This window comes from Singulisphaera rosea (assembly GCF_054877945.1).
The window spans coordinates 24,411-42,094 of sequence record NZ_JBTYIP020000047.1; the positions used below are offsets into that span (position 1 = coordinate 24,411).

A 17,684-nucleotide genomic window follows, 5' to 3' on the forward strand; every position below is an offset into this window, starting at 1 on the left:
TCTCATGAAGCGGTCGTTCTGGTTGGCGTTCGGCGCGTTCACCCAGGGACTTTTCGTCGTAACGGTCTGCCGCCTGTTCCCGTTCCTCCGTGATGGCGGACGCTTTCACGGTTTGTTTTCGCCCGCGCGGGGCGCCTCGACGTTGTGGTTCGTCGCCGATGGCGTGCTCGCGATTCAGTTCGCGGTGGTCCACAGCGTCCTCCTTCTCCCCCCGGTACGCAAGACGCTCGGGCGCTGGATTCCTCCGGCGCTCTACGGGTGCGTATTTAGCGCCGCGACCTGCGCCTGCCTCCTCCTCGTGATGGAGACGTGGCAGCCCAGTGCGGACGCGGTCTGGGCACTCCGAGGAACGGCCGGTCGCCTGGTCAACGCCGCGTTCCTTCTGAGTTGGGGCGCGTTGCTCTATAGCCTTTGGCTCACCGGCCTCGGTTACCAGACCGGCCTGACGCCGTGGTGGGCGTGGGCCCGCGGCAAGGAGGTGCCGCGGCGTGGGTTCGAGCCCAAGGGGGCTTACCGCCTACTCCGGCACCCGGTCTATCTCAGCTTTCTCGGCCTGGTCTGGTTCAACCCGCTGATGACCTACGATCGGGCGGTCCTGGCGCTCGTCTGGTCGGCCCACATCTTCGTCGGCAGTTATCTCAAGGACCAACGTCTGGCCTACTACATCGGCGAGGGATACCGCGACTACCAGCGGCACGTGCCCGGCTACCCGTTCATCCCTTACGGGCCGCTCGGGAAGCGACAGGCCCGGAAGACCGAGGCCTGACCGACCGGATTTCTGATTCTTACCTAGTTGGATTTCATGTGTGGAGATCATTGGGTTGAATGCGTTATCTCGCCTCTCTCGGCGCGGGGCTGAGCTAAGGACGGACCGGGCCTCGAGCCGGCCGAGCACGCGGCCGCGCTACGAGGACTGGGGAGGATCGACGTCCTCAGCCGTAGCGCGACGGTGCTTTGGCCGGCGATCATGCGATGCGCCCTCGAACGATCCGGCAGGCCACTCCGGGTGCTCGGCGTTCCGAGCGGCGGCGATGTTCCCATCGCGCTGGCACAACTCGCGGCGTGGGCGGGGCTTGACCTGCAGGTCGACGGGTGCGACGTGAGCCCGAGTGCGATCGCGTTCGCGAGGCAACGCGCCTCAGCGAAGGCGTACGACGTGTCTTTCTTCCCGTGCGACGCTCTCAAGGGCCCGCTGCCCGAGGGGTACGACGTGATCACGTCGACGCTGTTCCTGCACCACCTCGACGACGCGGAGGCCGTCGGCCTCCTCCGGCGGATGCGCGACGCCGCCGACCACATGGTACCGGTGGATGACCTCGTACGCAGCCGGAAAGGGCACGCGCTGGCGTGGGCCGGGTGCCGGCTGCTCATCACTTCGAAGGTGGTGCACCACGACGGGCCGGTGTCGGTCGCTGCGGCCTTCACGCTGGCAGAGGCGGCGGACCTGACTGGTCGAGCTGGCTTGAAAGGGGCGTCCCTCACCCGACACTGGCCGGAGCGATTCCTGTTGGCTCGGTTAGTCGGTCGTCATGAGTTTGTGTGTCGCGGCCTGACGGCAGGCGCTCGCTACCCCCGGGTCGCGCGAGGCGTCTTCTGCCTTGCGAGGTGGTGCCCGGCGATCTCCGGGACGTTGATCCAACGTGTGAACAAAATCCCCGTATCCTTTGAGGCTATCTGATGGTCCCCATGATCATTGCGGGAATCGGCACGGCCAACCCACCGCACCGGATCACTTCGGCCGACGCGGCCGAGATCGCCCAAAAGTTCTCGTGCGAGACGCCCGCTCAGCGGCGGATGTTCCACACGATGTACCGCCGGTCCGGCGTCGAGACGCGGCACTCCGTGCTCCTCGAGGCATCCGGCGGCAGCCTGGATGCGCGACAGTCGTTCTTTGCCGCGGGCGAGCCGACCACGCGTGACCGGATGCAGCGCTACGAGGACGGAGCCGGCCCGCTGGCGGTGTCGGCCGCGCGGGCGGCCCTTCAGGACGCGGCGATCGCGCCGACGCGGGTCACACACCTGATTACGGTGTCCTGTACCGGGTTCTGTGCGCCCGGCTTTGATGCGGCCCTCATCCGGCAGCTTGGCCTGTCGCGCGACGTGGCACGCACGCACGTCGGGTTCATGGGCTGCCACGGGCTGCTCAACGGCTTGCGCGTCGCTCAGGGATTCGTCGGGGCCGACCCGACCGCCGTCCCTCTCGTGTGTGCGGTTGAGCTGTGCAGCCTGCACCACCAGTATGGGTGGGACGCCGACAAGGTCGTGGCCAATGCCCTCTTCGCCGACGGCGCCGGGGCCGTGGTGGGAGTGGGTGGGCGCACACCTGTCGACTCGACGGCGTATCGGTTGGTCGCCAGCGGGTCGACTCTCATCGACGAGTCGGAGGACGCGATGTCGTGGCGAGTCGGCAACCAAGGTTTCACGATGACGCTTTCGTCGCGAGTGCCGGATCTGATCGGGGAACACCTGCGTCCCTGGTTGGAAGGGTGGCTCTCAAGACTCGGCCTCACGCCGAGCGCCGTCGCATCCTGGGCCGTTCACCCGGGCGGTCCGCGCATCCTCTCGGCCGTCGGCGAGGCGCTCGGCCTCGATCACGCGTTGCTCCGTGACAGTCAACGCGTACTGGCAGAGTTCGGGAACATGTCATCCCCGACCATACTCTTCATCCTCGACCGCCTCCGCCGCGCCGGGGCGGGACGGCCTTGCGTGACGCTGGCCTTCGGGCCGGGTTTGGCCGTCGAGGTGGCACTGCTGCGCTAGGCGGTGGGATCAACGCACCGCGGCCGAGCGGCTTCGAACGCAACATCGAACGGAGGAAGAGTCAGGTCGCGTCATACTTCAAGGAGCTCATTCGGATCTGTGAGATTAGTCGAGTGAAAATAACGACATATGAGGCGAAAAACAACGGGAAGATCGGGCGCCGGCATCGCCCGTTGAAATCCGAGGGCATCCGGCCCGGCACGCCGGCAGACGCCCGGCCTACGTAGCCGCACGCCAGGCTCGGCAGTCGGGTCGGCCTCATGCGCCTCCAGTTCCACCGACCCTTTGGCGATTGGCGATCGTGTTCGGCGACAACCCGGTGGCTCGACTCACGGCACGGATACCGCCCCACTCATAGGACCTGTCCTCCGCGGCGGCCCAGCGACGGCGTATCCGCACGTCGATCAACTTGGAAAGAGCGGTGTCGCGCGAGGAAATCCCGTCGATGGCGGTCGCGTCCCGCATGACCGCCTTGGACCTCAAGTCTGAAAAATATCACGTTATTCTGATGCGTTTCCTTGGGGCTTCATTGTGTCCTTGTGGTGAGTCTCCCCCCCGAGTCGACCGGAGAGTGCTCGTTGGCCTTTCGACGAGGGGCTTCCATCGCCTTCGAGGCGACGCAACGGCGCCTTGGTGTACTCCGTGGGCACGGACACGATCGGCTCAGACAGGGGAGTGTCCGCCCGGCGTCGGCCGACGGCCCGCACATAGCCAAGCGAGGTGCCTCGATCGGCCTCCAACGTCGCGATCTCCACCGTGTTGGCCGGCGCGATTACCTGCAGCCAGTCCCGCCAGTATTGCCAGCCGTCGGCAAGGGTGTCGGCCACCTCGACGTCGAGGATACCGGTCCGTCCCCAGTGCCTCTGCCACCAGGCGGCCGAGTGCAAGCACCAGGGGAGGTCCTGCGCCCACCATTCCCTGAGGTGCTCGGGAACCGGTCCGTCGAACTCTCGAACCAACCCGGCACCGGCGATCGCCAACACGCCCCCCGGCTTCACGAACCGCGCGATCTCGTTCAGGTACAGATCATCCGTGCCATAATAAAAGAACGAGTCGATCGACACGATCGCGTCGAAGAACCCCGCGGCGAAGGGGAGAGAACGGGCGTCGGCGTGGATCGGGAACACGCCGTCTTCGGCTCCGGCGTCCCGGATCCGCCGCAGGTTCTCCGAGGCGCTGAACCACAGGTCGGTGGCCCAGACCTGCACGCCGAATTCTCGGTGGAGGAAGATCGACGACATCGCCCGGCCGCATCCGAGATCCAGCACCCGCATGCCCGGCCGCAGGTCGAGTGTTTCGGATAGCCACTCCGTCAGCCACAACGGATTGGCCGCCCCGCTGACCCCGGCGAGCACCCAATCGGGATGATACTTCGTTGCGCGAGGGAACCGCTCCGAGACCAATCTTGCGTCTGAAGCCATGCGGGACTCCGTCGTCGTGGAAGGGGCGATCGAAGCTCTCCGGCCGGGACGTCGGCCATGTTTTCAACAACCGGAGAACTCGGTTGGAGTCGTCTTCCGAGGGTTTCCCTGGATCCGACACACTTGTCGTTCCCGGGGTTCACATGGCCCGCATCGACTTTGAAACCTCGTCCTGCGCTCTTGGAAATCAATTCGATCATTGATGGCACGATCGAAGCGGCAGGATGATCTCGACGACCAGCCCAGGATCGGCGTTGCTGGCCGAGACCTGGCCGCCGTGGACTTCGATGGCGCGTCGGGCGATGGCAAGTCCCAGGCCGACGCCGCCGCTGGCGCGGCTGCGGTCGTCCTCGACGCGGAAGAACGGATCGAAGAGAGACGACAACGCACCCGGTGGGACGCCCGGTCCGAAATCTCGCACGACGACTTTCGTCCCTCGGTTGTGGGGTGTCAGGGAGACTTCGACCGGAGTGCCTTCCGGGGCGTGCCGGATTGCGTTGCGGATGACGTTCTCGAAGGCCCGGCGCAGGAGCTCCGGGTCGCCCTCGATCGCGTCGGACGCCGTCGTCTCGAACCCGAGGCGGCAGCCTTTTGCCTCGGCCTCGATGGCGCAGTCGTCGACGAGGTCGCGGAGCAACTCCGCCGGCCGGATCTCGTCGAGCACGCGGGCCGAAGGGTCGCCCTCGGCTCGGGTCAGGTGGAGGAGCTCGCCGACGAGGGCCGAGAGTCGGGTGACGTCGCGCCGGATGCGCTCGAGGAGGGGGCCGCGGTCGTCGCGTTTGATTGCGAGGTCGACGGCGACATCGAGACGGGTGAGCGGCGACCTCAGCTCGTGCGAGACGTCCTGCAAGAGCCTCCGCTCGGCAGTGACCAGGGTCTCGACGCGCTCGGCCAGCAGGTCGAACTCTCGGGAGACGACGCCGATCTCGTCGCGTCGGCGCGAGCCGACGCGGGCCCGGAGGTCGCCCCGGCCGAAGCGGTCCATCACCTTACGGAGTCGGCGGAGCGGCAGGGAGAGATAGAGGGCCAGGGCCGTCCCCATCGCGGCGATGATGGCCACGACAACGGCGATGAACGGCACGGGGTTTGGCGCTTCGAACCAGGGCTCGACGACCCAGAGGAAGCGAGGGCCGCCGTTCTTGGGCTGGATGACGACGGCGAATCGGCCGTCGGGCTGCCTGACGATGCCGGGATTTGAGCGGCGGCCGGGGCGGATGAGGGCCGAGCGGTCGGACCCGTCGACCAGGCTGCGCCCTCGCGCGTCCACCAGGAACCGCTCACCGGGGAGCCTCCCGTCGTGCGTTCGGAGGTAGGCTGCGAGGGCCTCGACGCCCCCTTCCTTTAAAGCCCGGCCGGCATCCTCCGCGAGCATGTTGACGAGGCTTCTCATCGGGTCGACCCCCCGATACCGAGGGTGATCCAGGGCCTTGGCCGTGGCCCAGAGGCCGACGACGCACAGGGCGATCGCCGCGATGGCCCAGAGCACGATGGCAACCAGCGTCGTTCGCATGTCAGGCCGGCTCCCCCGGGCCGTCGGAGACGCGGAGCAAGTAACCCACGCTTCGGACCGTGCCGATGGCCTCTCCGCTCGCCCCGAGTTTCTTCCTGAGGTTGCAGATATGTGTGTCCAACGCCCGGTCGAAGGGCGAGGGCTGGCGCTGGAACATGGCCACCGAGAGCTCGCCCCTCGGCACGATCCGGCCGGCGGCGCGGGCGAGGTACTCGAGGATGTCGTATTCGAGCGTGGTCAGGGCGACCGGGACGCCGTCGACCTGGGCTTCGCGGGCGGCGGTGAGCAGCCGGATCCGGCCCACGTCCAGGGCGTTCGGGCCGACCATGCCCCGTCCCGATCGTCGGAGGACCGCTCGGATCCGGGCCAGGAGCACGTCGGTGCCGAAGGGCTTCGGCAGGTAGTCGTCGGCCCCGGCGTCGAGGCCGGCGACCTGGTCGGCCGGCGCGGTGCGAGCCGTCAGCATGATGATCGGGACGCGGCTTTGGCGCCGGACGAGGCGGAGCAGCTCGAAGCCGTCGAAGCCGGGGAGCATCACGTCGAGAAGCAGCAGGCTGTGCTCGCCCGAGAGGGCGCGGGCCAGGCCTCGGCGGCCGTCGTGGGCCAGCTCGACCTGGATGTCGTGCTCGTCGAGTGCGTCTTGCAACAACTCGCCGAGTTCGACGTCGTCATCGACCAGGAGCGCCCGGGCCGGCCCCTCGGGGGAATTCGGTTCGCGTCCCATGACCCACTCTCCGTCCCGTGATCGGCAAGCCCCTCTCCCCACTACTATCGCCCCTCGGCCGCGGATTGTCTCCCTTCCGTGCGCGGGCTCGAGGCCGGCCTGACAAATCTTGACGGACCGGTTTCCGATCGTCGGGTATCCATGAGGCACGCATCGGCCCAAATGCCTTCGCGGCGGCGTTCGCCCCGGCCCAAGGCGCTCACGGAGATGGGACGAGTTGATGAACAATCGAGTCATCGAGACCCGAGGGCTGACGAAGCGGTATGGTCGCTTCACCGCCCTGTCGGGCGTGACCCTCGAAGTCCGGCAAGGGGAAGTCCTCGGCCTCCTCGGCCCCAACGGGTCGGGCAAGACGACGATGATCCGGCTCCTCCTCGGGATGCTCTACCCCTCGGCCGGAGGCGCGACCGTGGCCGGATTCGACCCCTGGCGAGAGGGGCGGGACGTCCGTAACCGCGTCTCCTATCTCCCGGGCGAGATCCGGCTCTTCGGCAACCTCACCGGCCTGAAGATGCTGCGATACCTGAGCGATCTTCGCGGCGGCGAGGCCCTCGACCGGGCGGTCGCCCTGGCCGAGCGCGTACTCGCCCTCGACCTGTCGAGGAAGGTCCGGACTTATTCGACGGGCATGAAGCAGAAGCTCGCCCTGGCCCAGGCGTTCGCCGACCCGGTCGACATCCTCATCCTCGACGAGCCGACCTCGGCCCTGGATCCGACGGTGCGGAACGACGTCGTCAACCTCGTCTCGCAGGCCAAGGCCGCGGGCCAGACGGTCGTCTTCTCGGGGCACGTGCTCTCCGAGGTCGAGGCGGTCGCGGACCGCGTCGCGATCATGCGCCGAGGTCGCCTGATGCACATCGAGGACATGCACGCCCGGCGCGGACTGCGCCTGGTCCTCGCAAGGTTCGAGGGGGAGATCCCCGAGGTCCTTCCCGAAGAACTGGGACTCACGGTCCGTGAGCGGAACGGTGACGTGCTGCTCATGGAACACCGAGGGGCCGTTTCGCCCCTGGCGACCTGGATCGGCTCGCAAGCCATCGTCGACTTCGCGGTCGGCACCGAGGATTTGCGGAGCCTCTACGACCGATACCACGGCCCCGACGCCATCGTTGAGGACGACCCATCATGACCGGCTTCGGCACCATGCTGCGCAGGCAATTGGGCGAATCGCGATGGTTCCTGGGCATTGCCTCGGCGTCGCTCTTCGGCCTGGGCTGGCTCTCGTCGTTCATCGCCTGCCGCGTCGAGCGACGCTTCCTCCGCGCCAGCGGCGACGGCGAGGGTTTCCGCCGATTCGCCCGAGGGATGGGGGGCGCGGCGATGGATTTCTCCTCGCTCTCGTTCCAGGTCATGTTCTGGAGCCATCCGTTCGTGCTCCTGCTGATCTGCACCTGGGCGATCTCGAGGGCGAGCGCCGCGGTGGCGGGCGAGATTGAGCGGGGCACGCTCGACATCACCCTGTCTCGGCCCGTGTCCCGGGCGGAATACCTGGGGACTCAGGTGGCGGTGAGCCTGATCGGGTTCATCCTCCTGGCCTCGGCCCTGGTCATCGGCAATCGTGTCGGAGGGCAGTTCAATCGCGTCGCGGATCCTCCCTCGGCGCTCGCCCTGATCAAGCCCGCCGTCAACCTGGGCTTCGTCGGCCTGGCCGTCTACGGCTATTCGCTCCTCTGCGCCTCGTGGGACGTCGTCCGCTGGCGGCCCAACCTCATCGCCTCCACGTTGACGATCGCCGGGTTCGCGGCGGGCGTGGCCTCGACCATCCCGACGCTCTCGGACTGGGAGTGGATCGGCCGGTTCTCGGTCTTCAAGGCGTTCGACCCCGTCGAGGTCGCCGTCGCCGGTGAGACGTTCGCCCGACACGTGGCGGGCCTCGCGACCGTCGCCGCCGTGGGGGTTATCTCGGCGTTCGTTGTGTTCCAACGTCGGGATTTGCCGTCGAACAGTTAGGGTCTCTCGGGTCGAGGGTAATGGAACACGGACAAGAAAAGGCGGATCTATCCGCAGATGGGCACGGATAGAATCGCGAGAATTTTCAATTTTATCTGTGGGGATCTGTGTCATCTGCGGATCGTGTTCACCCTTTTTTCTTAGCCCAATGTCGGGTCATTGCGATTAATACGAGTCGGCGGAGACGACCTCGCCGCCGGCCATGGTGCTGATGGCCCACCAGGTGGTGGGGGCGATGGAGTTCTTGACGCCGCGAACGGAGCCGTCCAGCATCAGTGTGTTGACGACGCCGGGGTGACGGCTGCTGGCGGTGATGGCATCGGCGTCGCTGTCGGCGTTGTCGTTGCCGTAGTCGCAGCTCCAACTGTTAGGCGTCATGACGTGGTTGTAGCGGGTCTGGCCCGATCGGCCCCACCACCAGGCCGCGCCGTAGGGCCAGCCGCCGGAGACGGCCGTCGGAATGGCATTCGTCGCTTTGCAGTTATTGTAGTCGACCTGCGGGCTGCCGATGACGGTGCTCGACCCGGAGATCTTCGCCGCGAGCTTGATCGGAGAGGACGAGGGTTGCATCGGGTCGAAGTTCGACGCACTAACGCCGATCCCGCGGACGATCTCGCTATGGCCTACGGTGTTCGATGTGCCGTCGGTGATGTTCGACAGCTTGATGTTCGGCCCGACGCCCGAGTACGGTCCGCTGTTCTGGTTCAGGGTGGCGTACGTGAAGCTGAACCCGTCCGCGCCGGCGTTCGCCGCGTAGGTGGTCGTGCCGTACCCCAAGGTCACGCGGTTGATGTCCGAGGGGCAAATGAAGACGTTGACCACCGTGAATTGCACGGTCGAGTTCACGGCGCTCGTGGAGTTCCAGAAGTTGTTGTTCGTGCCGGCGTTGTTGAAGTTGCAAGAGTTGTAGAGGGCTTGCTGTTCGATCATGGGCAGCATCATGACCAGGCACGACGGGGCGCTGTTGAAGAGCTTGCGGATCGGCTCGCCCCAGGGGAGGCAGCCGATGGCGCTCTCGTAGTTGGCCACGCCCAGGCCGATTTGCTTGAGGTTGTTCACGCACTGGGCGCGGCGGGCCGCCTCGCGGGCCGCCTGAACGGCCGGGAGCAAGAGGGCGATGAGGACGGCGATGATGGCGATGACGACCAGCAGTTCGATCAGCGTGAATCCCTGGCGACGGCGCGGCATGAGAGGTCTCCTTGGATTTCTTCGGGGATGGAACGCGATGACGTCGCGGTAGCGCGATAGATTCAGTCGGGCCGGTTGGGCCGGGTCGCGAGCCGGTGGTGGGCCCTGACCTCCTCCGCGGTGAGTGGCCGGTCGTAGACGGCGACCTCGTCCATGAGCCCGACGAAGGCTCGCCGGTAGCCGGTGTGGTGGAAGTTCGGGATGTCGGTCAGGGTGGTCAGCCGGCCCAGGATGAGCTGGCAGGGGGCGGTCGAGCCGGCCGTCCCGATCGAGTGCGCGGCCTGGGCCTGGCCGTCGAGGTAGAGTTCCATGCGGTCGTTGGCGACCTGGGCCACCAGGTGGTGCCAACGGCCGGGGACGTAGATGTCGTCGGAGAACAGGTTGTCTCCGCCGCCTCGTCCCGTCGGCCAGCGGTAGAGGAACCGGACCGACGCGGGTCGGAACAGGGCGAACCGGTTCGACGACGTGAGCTCGACGAGCGAAAGGTGGTGCGTGGTGTCCTTCGGGGCGATCATGCTGGCCAGCGCGGCGTGTCCGATGGTCTCCGAGAGGAACCAGAGCTCGATCGCGTAACCCGGGGACTTCACCGGCTTCCACGGGCCATCCGACCGGAGACTCTGGTTCGGCTGGCCGGGCCCGAAGTGGGCGCAACGGTTGCCGGACGGATCTCCCGCGAGCCGAATGGGGCCGGTCGCGACCAGGGGAGATCCGCCGCCGATCTCGTCGGGGACGATCCCCTCGTCGAGCGACTCGAACCGCCAGTAATGCCGGGGCCTCGCTTCGCGGATGACGTTGGGGTAGCTCGTGTCCAGCACGAGCGGCGAGGGGACCGCGACCGAAGGCGTGACGAAGTCCTCGGGCCCGGCGATCGGGCTGATGAGGCCGGCCACGGGGTCGATCTCGAAGGGGTCGCTCCCCTTGTCCACGACTTCGCTGTGGCTCAACGCGCCCGAATGCCCGAGCACGGCGGCCTCGACTTCTCCCTCGAAGACCTTGCCGCGCGACTTGCCGTCGGCCTTGATGTTGACCCCGAACTCGGTACCGCGGTCGATCACCGCCGAACCGGGGCCCGAGATGACGAAACCCTCGGCCCCCTCAGGGACCCTCGCCCGGAGCCGTCCGTTGAGGCAAGCGATCCGGTCGACCGAGAGGAATTCGAGGTCCGCGGGCCCTTCGACGATCACCGAGACGCCGTTGAGCATCGACAGCGTCGCGCGGCCTTCGTGGACCTTCATCCGCCCCTTGGGCAGGATGTCCCCTTCTTTCGGGATCCGACCCCCGTCCATCTCCCAACGCGTGTCCGCCGTCCGGACGACCACGGCGACGCCGTCCGACACGTCGACCTTCCCCGGCACCGCGACCACGGCCGGTCCTCGACGCGCCCAGGGGCCGCGGAAGACGATGGCGAGTCCGATTGCGAGGAGGACAGCGAAGCAGGAACCGCCGACCAACATCGGGATCGACCAGGAGCGCGTGGACAACGTCGGGTCGAAGTCGTCGAGGTGATGGTCGACGATGGGTTGGTCGACAGGGAGAGAAGCGATCGGTTTCAAAGGCATCGACGAGGCACCCGGCATGTCCATCGGGCCGGAGCCGGAGTCGTAGTCGAGGTGCAGCCGCGCGTGGAGTTCCATGAACCGCAAGTAGAGGTCCTGCGCCTCCGGGTCGTCGCGGAGTCGTTCGCGGAGGCGATCTCTGCCTCCTGGAGTCAAACTACCGTCGGCAAGGTCGGAGAGGAGGCCAAAAAGTTCGTGGAATTCCGGGGATTCGCTTGTCATGAGTGGGTTGCCAATCGCTTCTCAACGCAGTGCATCAACTGTTTCCGGATCCTCGACAGGGAGACCTTCGTCGCCGCCTCCGACTTACCGACTTTGCGGGCGATCTCGCGGATGGACTGGCCGCTGCCGTAGCGCCGGCTGATGAGCAGGCGGAGCGCATCGGGCAAGGCCGCGAGGCACTGACGGAGCGCGAGGTGCGCGGCCTCTTCGTCCTCGATCGGCTCGGAGCGGCTGGCGATCTGGTCCAGAAGGTTTTCATCGAAGAGGAGGCGGTCGCGCTTCTTATCGCGAAGGTGGGCAAGGACCTTGAAGTGGGCCACCCGTCGCGACCACGCGCCGAAGTCGGTCCCCTCGACGAACTCGGCCGACTTCCGCCAGAGTTCCAGGTTCGTCTCCTGCAGGACGTTCTTCGCCTCGTGGACGTCGCTGAGCAGCGAGACCAAGTAGATGAAGAGCCTGCTCTGGTGGTCGGTCAGGCAGCGGATGAAATCCTCGGTCCGTTGTTCACTATTCATCGCTCGGGTCGCGCATCGGGGTCGGTGCCCGACTCCCTTGCCCCAAGGGAGCACGGACATTCTTCGGGTCAAGGATTGGGAACATTGGAATCTCGCTAGATCTCAATACCAGAGAATGGCAAAAGGTAACGGGGACTCTCCGGAATACGCCCAAATCGATGGGCGGCCACTGTCCAGGGCCTGGCTTCGAAGCCCAAGTCGAGGTTCGGGTCGTCGGTCGTCCTGATCCGCGGGATCGAGTTCTGCAACTCGGGATCAAAGCACGGACCGACGAACGTGGTTATGAACATTTGAGTTGATGGTCCTTGGGCCATTCGTCGGCAAGGATCGAGAGACTGTCCCGAAATCCGTTCTTTAAGAAAAGAACGGGTTTCGGGAGGGGTTCTGGGTCGTCATCGGCGCTCCGGCGGTTTGATCCAGGGTTATCTCGGCCGAGTTGGTTTGATATGCTGGAATCCGGATCCTGGCGGCCATTTCAATTCGCCTGGCCCCTTCGATCCTCGAGGCAATGCCGCCTCATCGAGTGGATTCGACCGATGCACGATCACAAAAAGCGCGCACTCTTCGTCGAGCGGGCCCACGGGTATTTGGAGCAGGCGGGTCGGCCGCGTCTGGTGATGCTTGCGGTCCTCACCGTCACCCTCGCGTCGGGCTTCCTCGCGTCCGTCGCGATGGTGCATCTGGGGGTGGACCGGATGGCGATTCGCTATCCCCTGGCGGTCGCGGCGGCTTACGCGATGTTCCTGGGCCTCCTCTGGGGATGGCTCCAGGGGCAGGGGGCGTCGACGATGATCTCGGAAGATCCGGAAGGGCTCCTCGTGCCCGGCGTCGCGGCGCTCGGCGGGGTCGCCCTGGGCGAGGGACTGGCACGTGAGGACGAGCGCCGCCGCAAGAGCTCCTCATCCTTCAGCGGGCTTGGCAATTTCGGGGATATCGGCGAAGGGCTTGGGCCCCTGATTATCCTCGTCCTCATTGCAGCGGCCTGTACGCTAATCGTGAGCGTCTACCTCATCATCACGTCGCCCGTCCTGCTGGCGGAATTGCTTGTGGACGGAGCACTGCTGGGTGCGATGTCGCGAGCAATCAGCCCCGATTCGGCCCCTCATTGGTCTCGAGCCGTCGTGCGTCGGACCTGGCTTGCCGCGCTGGTCACGGCCAGCGTCTTCGGACTGGTCGGGTTCGGAATCGAGCGCGTCGCCCCTGGAGCCCGCACACTTGGAGAGGCCTGGACGCTCCAAAGCGGACACCGGTAACGTGGACTGGATCACCGATCGAGTTGCCATCGGGAACTATCTGAAGGCTCAGGACGCCGACCTGTTGAGGCGGCACGGGTTCCGCTCCGCACTCAGCCTCGACGGCACGCTCGCCGAGAGTCGAGCGTCCGAACTCGGGCTTATCGAGGTGGCCTCGTACGCGCTGATCGATGGGGGGGCAACGATCTGCGCATCCTCCGCTTCGCGGTCGACGGCTTGCGGAGGTTGGCAAAGACAGCTGGCCCTGTCCTGGTCCATTGCCATGCCGGTCGCAGCCGATCCGCTGCCATCGTCGCGGCATATCTCATGGAGGAGCGTGGGGTCAATGCCCTGGAGGCGATTGCCCAGGTCGGCGCCCGGAGGGAGATCAATATCACGCCTGCGCTGGTGGATCTACTCCGCAGACTTGAAACGTGATACAATTAGTGAGTGATTATGATTTGGGATTTTTCGATTGGCGGATGGAGTTCGGTAGGGCCACAAATCGGTTGATAGCTTGGCTCTTCCACGATCCAAGGCCCCATGCCGTGGCTCCTTCGCTTCTCCACCCCCGAATAGCCCCGGCGCGGCCTGCGCCGGGGTGGCTTGCGAATAACGTGGCGGCATCGGAGGTGCTTCAGTTGCTTTGGGAGGATGCTGCTGCGGGCTCTTTGGGGAGGTGGCGGATTTGCGTCGATGCTTCGTAGACCGCTTTCCGCATGCGATTGATGCCACCGAGCGGACGATGCTCAATCAACCCGTGCCAGGGAGAGAATGTGAGATTTTCGCACGCCGCCTGGCTTTCGGGCGAGTTGAACCGCTGGGGAGGGATTGTAAGCGTCGCGACTTTTACGAACGGATATTTGTCTTCCGGCCAATTGTTGCAGACATTTTCAATGTCCTTCGCGAGATCGAGGGTGCTGTTTTCGCGCCGCTGGACCTTGAACTCGAAAACGACGGGCTTCGCCCCATCGCTTATCTTCAGCCGTTCGATCAGCGCCGTCCGGAGGTAGTTCGGGTCGGCAACATTCGGCGTCGTGCCGGTCGGCGGATCAACGGGAACTACGGAGTACTTCATCACCGAGCCGTCGCCGAAGCGGAAGGGAGCCGCGCTGAAGTAGCGGCAATCGACGGGACAAGCCGGCTGGGGCTGGAATCCCTGGCCAGACTCGGTCGGGGCTTGGATCCTTCCGGCGATTTCCAGCGTCCTCCTCGCCCGCAGTTGGGTCTCGGGATCCTTGGTCGACTGGATGACGAAGAATTTCCCGGGATTCTCCATGTTGGCGGGATCGGCGAGCACCTCGGAGAGTACCTCGTAATCCTCGACATTGGCGAAGGCAAAGACCGGGTGGTTGACCATCAAGAAATCTTGCGTGAGCGCCCCATGAGGAGGGAGTAGTGGCGTTCCCTTGGCTCCGATGAGCTTGACCGCCATCCCTCGACTGCCGGCTGTCGGCTTTCCGCTCTGACCGATCGGGTTATCGGGGAGCACGAGCGTGGCCGCATTCGAGAACCGCACCCAGGCGTCAAATCGCTTCCCGGGTTCGGCAAAGACGCCGACACGATAGGCCGGGTCGAGGTCGGTCACCACCTCGAAGACTGCCGTCACACAACCGTGGTCCTTTGCATGGACGCCACGGCGGATTTGCTCCTGCCCAGCATAGCGATTGCGGAGTTGCTGTAACGTTAACTTAATGATGTGCTTGATCCGATCGGCCTCGCCGGGGGGCACGGCTTCGACCGCTGCCGACGCGTCGGTGTGTGCGGCAGGTTCCTCTCCAATCGCAAGGTTGGAGGGATGGCCCAGAGGAGATACCGCGGCGAGGACGAACCCGGTGCGGAGGGCCTTTGCGAGCAAGGTGTTCATAAATTGCTTTCGCGGAAGTTGGGGGGACGTTTGGCAATGTATGCTGATTATTGTATGTTATTCAGCGAGCCGGCATCGGGCTAGGAATTGCCTCGGATGGGACACAGTCAGGAAAAGGCGGATCGTCTTCAGCCTCATTTTCTTGGCCCGATGTTTAGTCGCTGAGGTTGTCGGAAAGCGGCGAGAATCACAGCGACTTCAGGTACTCGAGAAGATCCCGTTTCTCATCAGTCGTGAGCTGAGTACCATATCTATGACCGGCGTTGGAATTACCGTCGAGGGTGGTGTCATAAACCGGCTGCGAGGGATCATCCTTGAATCCGACGTTGGCGGTGTCGAATTCGATACTGCCAATGTGGAACGACTTGGTCCGCTCGTTCTCGGGCTTGAGCAATTCCGCGAGGGAGGGGACCGAGCCGTTGTGCAGGTAAGGGGCGGTCGCCCAGATACCGTTGAGCGGCCGCGATTTGTATCCGAGCTTCGCGGTCGCACCGGTGATCACGGTCTTGTCCGGCTCATTGTCAACGGCCGGGGCGCCCGTGGGTCGTGCCAGGAGTCTGTTATTGAAGCGGCCGATGGCGGCACGCAGACCCTCCGGATTTCGGAGGTCGAGCAGGTCATCGCCCGCCCCTTCAGTCAGGATGTTTCGGCTCGACGGCATGAGGTGGAATCTTCCCCCGCTCACGATCAAGTTCTGCCCCTGCTTGATGAGTGAGTCGACTTGGCCGAACAATTTCTTGTCGCCGAACTCGATCGTCGTCGTGACCCGATAGCCGGGATTCAGGGCATCGATGATGTCGGACGGCTTTTTCCCGATCGCAGCCTTTGCCAGTTCGTGCGTAATCTCGAACGGGTTGCTGACGGGCTTCAGGATCGCCCGTTCGACAACATGCTTGAGGATGGCTCCGATCGGGGCGGTCTTGCCGAATCGTTCCAGGGTGAGAAGCGTCTTGCGTCGCCCTTCGAGCCGTCCGGTCGAGGCCGAGCGTTCGAAGTTGCGGTTCATGTTGGGGTCGGTGCCATCATCGGAAGCCTTGAAGGGGACTCGCCTTGTCGGCGACTTACGGTTGATCGAATCGTGGCAGCTTAGGCACTCCCTCGCGAAGATATTCTCGCCCCGAGCCTTGGCATCCGCGTCGATCGGTCCGAAGGCTTCTTCGGGCCAGAGGGGAGACCAGAGGCTTTCCAGCGAAGCTTCGATCGCAATGAGATTCTTAAGGTTAACCGAAGATTTGTAACGAACAAAAATATGACGCTCTTGCTTGCTGATTTCCGCATGCCCGAAAACGCCGATGACCTCCCCGGCATTCCTCCCGAGCGCCCCGATATTCTTGGTGCCGACGAGGAACTCTCCGAGTGGGCTGGTCTTGTTCTCTGCCGCTCCATTCCACTGGACACGCTCGTGCTGAGGGGTATCCCAGAGGCAAGGGAAGCTCACGGGCGCATTCGCCGGGGCGACGTTCTCGGGGATGTCGAGGAAGGTCGAGGCGACTTCATTGAAGATCGCGCCAAAGGCATCAATCCGCCCCGGGCCGTGTTGGTCCTTTTTGAGCTTGGGAAGATTGCGTTCGTTGTACCCGGCGCGGAGGTTTGCGACCGAGCGAACTCCACCTCGGAGGGCGTCCTTCTCGAAGTCCGTGGCCGTGGGGGGGAGGACCGCTTGCGCGAATCGATTGAACTTGGCCTCGTCGGTCGCGGTGGCCTGGAATGCCGAGGCGAGTTCTTCGAGGAATCCTTCGAGGTTGCCCATGGAGGGCCCACCATCGATAAGATAAGCGATTCCGTTGTGATTGATCTGGCTGGTGTGGCAGGCCGCGCAGGTGAGGCCGAGCATCCTCGTGCCGTCCTCGTCGGGGCCGTCCTGCGTAAAGCCGATCGGCAAACCGTCGGGATTCTTCTGATCAGGAAGTCGCGTGATGTAGCCGAGGGTACGCAAGTGCTTGGGGTCGCGGAATGGCTCCTGGGCTGTCGGCTGTTCGAGATTGAGGAACCAGTCGTAGGGAACGAGCAGAGAGCCCTGCGGGACGTTGTAAAATGTGTTCGACTCCTCGTCCGTCCAGTTCTGCGGCAGTGTCTTCACCGCCGTGATCCCTGGCCCGTGGTCAACGTTTCTGGGGTTATCCGCGGCCAATAAGCTTGTTTGGCCTGTGGTTAGGACGACAGAAGACAAAATAGTGAAGATGAAAATATCGGCTGGATTTTTCATAAAAACGCAGTCCTATCTGAGGTGAATGGAATAACCACGGGGAACATTTCCTCCTGCAGAAGACAGAAGCCCTTGCGGAGACTGGCGAACGAGGGGAAAACTCGTCTCCCGTGTCATTAGCGAGGCGCGCTGCCGCGAGAGAAGAGAAAGGTGTGACCATCTCGGAGCCGGTGATTGTCTGGCTCACGGTCAACGCACGAGTCGTTCGACGACCTGATGGGTTTGAATCACGACATTTTGCATTTGAGTTCGGAAAATTGCCAGCACAATTTTATTTAAAAAATATCAGAGTACCACGAAATTACTAGGATGCCGGCAATTCTTGATAAAGCCACTTCAGTCCGGCCTTATCCCCGGCAGTTGCTTCCATGGTCGTGCGGCGGTTCTACGCCTTGGGTTGGTCCTTTCGCCGCTTGGGACGCTCCTGCCTGCGCTCTGCTTCCTGGCGACGGGGTCGCGGACCTATTTCGAGGCCCTCTGGGCGTTCCGGGTCCTGAGCATCGTCGCGTTCGCGGGGGGCGGGGTGCTGCTCT

At 64.5% G+C, this 17,684-nt stretch carries 15 protein-coding genes; 7 read left to right on the forward strand and 8 right to left on the reverse strand.

Going from position 1 to position 17,684, the window contains the following annotated elements:
• Positions 1-4 precede the first annotated feature (4 nt).
• The 3 genes from ACYOEI_RS39175 (at position 5) to ACYOEI_RS39185 (ending at position 2,760) form a co-directional block, all read left to right on the forward strand.
• Complete coding sequence (locus ACYOEI_RS39175; RefSeq protein ID WP_462855985.1) at positions 5-766, forward strand: hypothetical protein; 762 nt, start codon at positions 5-7, stop codon at positions 764-766.
• A 201-nt stretch (positions 767-967) separates the two neighbouring features.
• Positions 968-1,678, forward strand: coding sequence for a methyltransferase domain-containing protein (locus tag ACYOEI_RS39180; protein ID WP_462855986.1), 711 nt, complete (start codon positions 968-970; stop codon positions 1,676-1,678).
• A complete protein-coding gene (locus ACYOEI_RS39185) occupies positions 1,678-2,760 on the forward strand; it encodes a type III polyketide synthase (protein WP_462855988.1) in 1,083 nt (360 codons plus the stop codon). Before ACYOEI_RS39180 ends, ACYOEI_RS39185 begins: the two co-directional genes overlap by 1 nt.
• 500 nt (positions 2,761-3,260) lie before the next feature.
• On the opposite strand, the gene ACYOEI_RS39190 is transcribed toward ACYOEI_RS39185, so the two are convergent.
• From ACYOEI_RS39190 to ACYOEI_RS39200, 3 genes are all read right to left on the reverse strand, one after another.
• Positions 3,261-4,181, reverse strand: a complete 921-nt coding sequence (locus ACYOEI_RS39190; protein ID WP_462855989.1) for an SAM-dependent methyltransferase — start codon at positions 4,179-4,181, stop codon at positions 3,261-3,263.
• A 196-nt stretch (positions 4,182-4,377) separates the two neighbouring features.
• Positions 4,378-5,691 carry a sensor histidine kinase gene (locus ACYOEI_RS39195; protein ID WP_462855990.1) on the reverse strand — a complete coding sequence of 438 codons (1,314 nt, stop codon included), beginning with the start codon at positions 5,689-5,691 and terminating at the stop codon, positions 4,378-4,380.
• A gap of 1 nt (position 5,692) precedes the next feature.
• Positions 5,693-6,415, reverse strand: a complete 723-nt coding sequence (locus ACYOEI_RS39200; protein WP_462855992.1) for a response regulator transcription factor — start codon at positions 6,413-6,415, stop codon at positions 5,693-5,695.
• 220 nt (positions 6,416-6,635) lie between these two features.
• Here ACYOEI_RS39200 and ACYOEI_RS39205 point away from each other — a divergent pair, with 220 nt between their 5' ends.
• Positions 6,636-7,544 (forward strand): ABC transporter ATP-binding protein, encoded by a 909-nt coding sequence (locus ACYOEI_RS39205; protein WP_462855994.1) that lies wholly within the window; start codon positions 6,636-6,638, stop codon positions 7,542-7,544.
• Positions 7,541-8,365, forward strand: coding sequence for an ABC transporter permease subunit (locus ACYOEI_RS39210; protein WP_462855995.1), 825 nt, complete (start codon positions 7,541-7,543; stop codon positions 8,363-8,365). Before ACYOEI_RS39205 ends, ACYOEI_RS39210 begins: the two co-directional genes overlap by 4 nt.
• 165 nt (positions 8,366-8,530) lie before the next feature.
• On the opposite strand, the gene ACYOEI_RS39215 is transcribed toward ACYOEI_RS39210, so the two are convergent.
• From ACYOEI_RS39215 to ACYOEI_RS39225, 3 genes are all read right to left on the reverse strand, one after another.
• Entirely contained in the window at positions 8,531-9,553 is a 1,023-nt protein-coding gene (locus ACYOEI_RS39215; protein WP_462855996.1) for a DUF1559 family PulG-like putative transporter, read from the reverse strand.
• A gap of 62 nt (positions 9,554-9,615) precedes the next feature.
• A complete protein-coding gene (locus ACYOEI_RS39220; RefSeq protein ID WP_462855997.1) occupies positions 9,616-11,331 on the reverse strand; it encodes a LamG-like jellyroll fold domain-containing protein in 1,716 nt (571 codons plus the stop codon).
• Positions 11,328-11,846, reverse strand: coding sequence for a sigma-70 family RNA polymerase sigma factor (locus tag ACYOEI_RS39225; protein ID WP_462855998.1), 519 nt, complete (start codon positions 11,844-11,846; stop codon positions 11,328-11,330). Before ACYOEI_RS39225 ends, ACYOEI_RS39220 begins: the two co-directional genes overlap by 4 nt.
• A gap of 536 nt (positions 11,847-12,382) precedes the next feature.
• Between ACYOEI_RS39225 and ACYOEI_RS39230 the strand changes: the two genes are divergently transcribed.
• Together ACYOEI_RS39230 and ACYOEI_RS39235 are read left to right on the forward strand one after the other, a co-directional pair.
• Positions 12,383-13,099, forward strand: coding sequence for a hypothetical protein (locus ACYOEI_RS39230; RefSeq protein ID WP_462856000.1), 717 nt, complete (start codon positions 12,383-12,385; stop codon positions 13,097-13,099).
• A 192-nt stretch (positions 13,100-13,291) separates the two neighbouring features.
• Positions 13,292-13,516 (forward strand): dual specificity protein phosphatase family protein, encoded by a 225-nt coding sequence (locus ACYOEI_RS39235; RefSeq protein WP_462856004.1) that lies wholly within the window; start codon positions 13,292-13,294, stop codon positions 13,514-13,516.
• 199 nt (positions 13,517-13,715) lie between these two features.
• Here ACYOEI_RS39235 and ACYOEI_RS39240 read toward each other — a convergent pair whose 3' ends face one another.
• A complete protein-coding gene (locus ACYOEI_RS39240) occupies positions 13,716-14,945 on the reverse strand; it encodes a catalase family protein (protein WP_462856001.1) in 1,230 nt (409 codons plus the stop codon).
• A gap of 187 nt (positions 14,946-15,132) precedes the next feature.
• A complete protein-coding gene (locus tag ACYOEI_RS39245; protein WP_462856002.1) occupies positions 15,133-17,025 on the reverse strand; it encodes a di-heme-cytochrome C peroxidase in 1,893 nt (630 codons plus the stop codon).
• Positions 17,026-17,684 lie beyond the last annotated feature (659 nt).

What these genes read in the sequence shown, in the direction of transcription:
- ACYOEI_RS39180 (WP_462855986.1), top strand. Translation starts at nt 968, where the DNA reads ATGCGATGCGCCCTCGAACGATCCGGCAGGCCACTCCGGGTGCTCGGC.
- ACYOEI_RS39210 (WP_462855995.1), top strand. Translation starts at nt 7,541, where the DNA reads ATGACCGGCTTCGGCACCATGCTGCGCAGGCAATTGGGCGAATCGCGA.
- ACYOEI_RS39215 (WP_462855996.1), bottom strand. Translation starts at nt 9,553, where the DNA reads ATGCCGCGCCGTCGCCAGGGATTCACGCTGATCGAACTGCTGGTCGTC.
- ACYOEI_RS39195 (WP_462855990.1), bottom strand. Translation starts at nt 5,691, where the DNA reads ATGCGAACGACGCTGGTTGCCATCGTGCTCTGGGCCATCGCGGCGATC.
- ACYOEI_RS39190 (WP_462855989.1), bottom strand. Translation starts at nt 4,181, where the DNA reads ATGGCTTCAGACGCAAGATTGGTCTCGGAGCGGTTCCCTCGCGCAACG.
- ACYOEI_RS39185 (WP_462855988.1), top strand. Translation starts at nt 1,678, where the DNA reads ATGGTCCCCATGATCATTGCGGGAATCGGCACGGCCAACCCACCGCAC.
- ACYOEI_RS39220 (WP_462855997.1), bottom strand. Translation starts at nt 11,331, where the DNA reads ATGACAAGCGAATCCCCGGAATTCCACGAACTTTTTGGCCTCCTCTCC.
- ACYOEI_RS39225 (WP_462855998.1), bottom strand. Translation starts at nt 11,846, where the DNA reads ATGAATAGTGAACAACGGACCGAGGATTTCATCCGCTGCCTGACCGAC.
- ACYOEI_RS39175 (WP_462855985.1), top strand. Translation starts at nt 5, where the DNA reads ATGAAGCGGTCGTTCTGGTTGGCGTTCGGCGCGTTCACCCAGGGACTT.
- ACYOEI_RS39240 (WP_462856001.1), bottom strand. Translation starts at nt 14,945, where the DNA reads ATGAACACCTTGCTCGCAAAGGCCCTCCGCACCGGGTTCGTCCTCGCC.
- ACYOEI_RS39230 (WP_462856000.1), top strand. Translation starts at nt 12,383, where the DNA reads ATGCACGATCACAAAAAGCGCGCACTCTTCGTCGAGCGGGCCCACGGG.
- ACYOEI_RS39200 (WP_462855992.1), bottom strand. Translation starts at nt 6,415, where the DNA reads ATGGGACGCGAACCGAATTCCCCCGAGGGGCCGGCCCGGGCGCTCCTG.
- ACYOEI_RS39205 (WP_462855994.1), top strand. Translation starts at nt 6,636, where the DNA reads ATGAACAATCGAGTCATCGAGACCCGAGGGCTGACGAAGCGGTATGGT.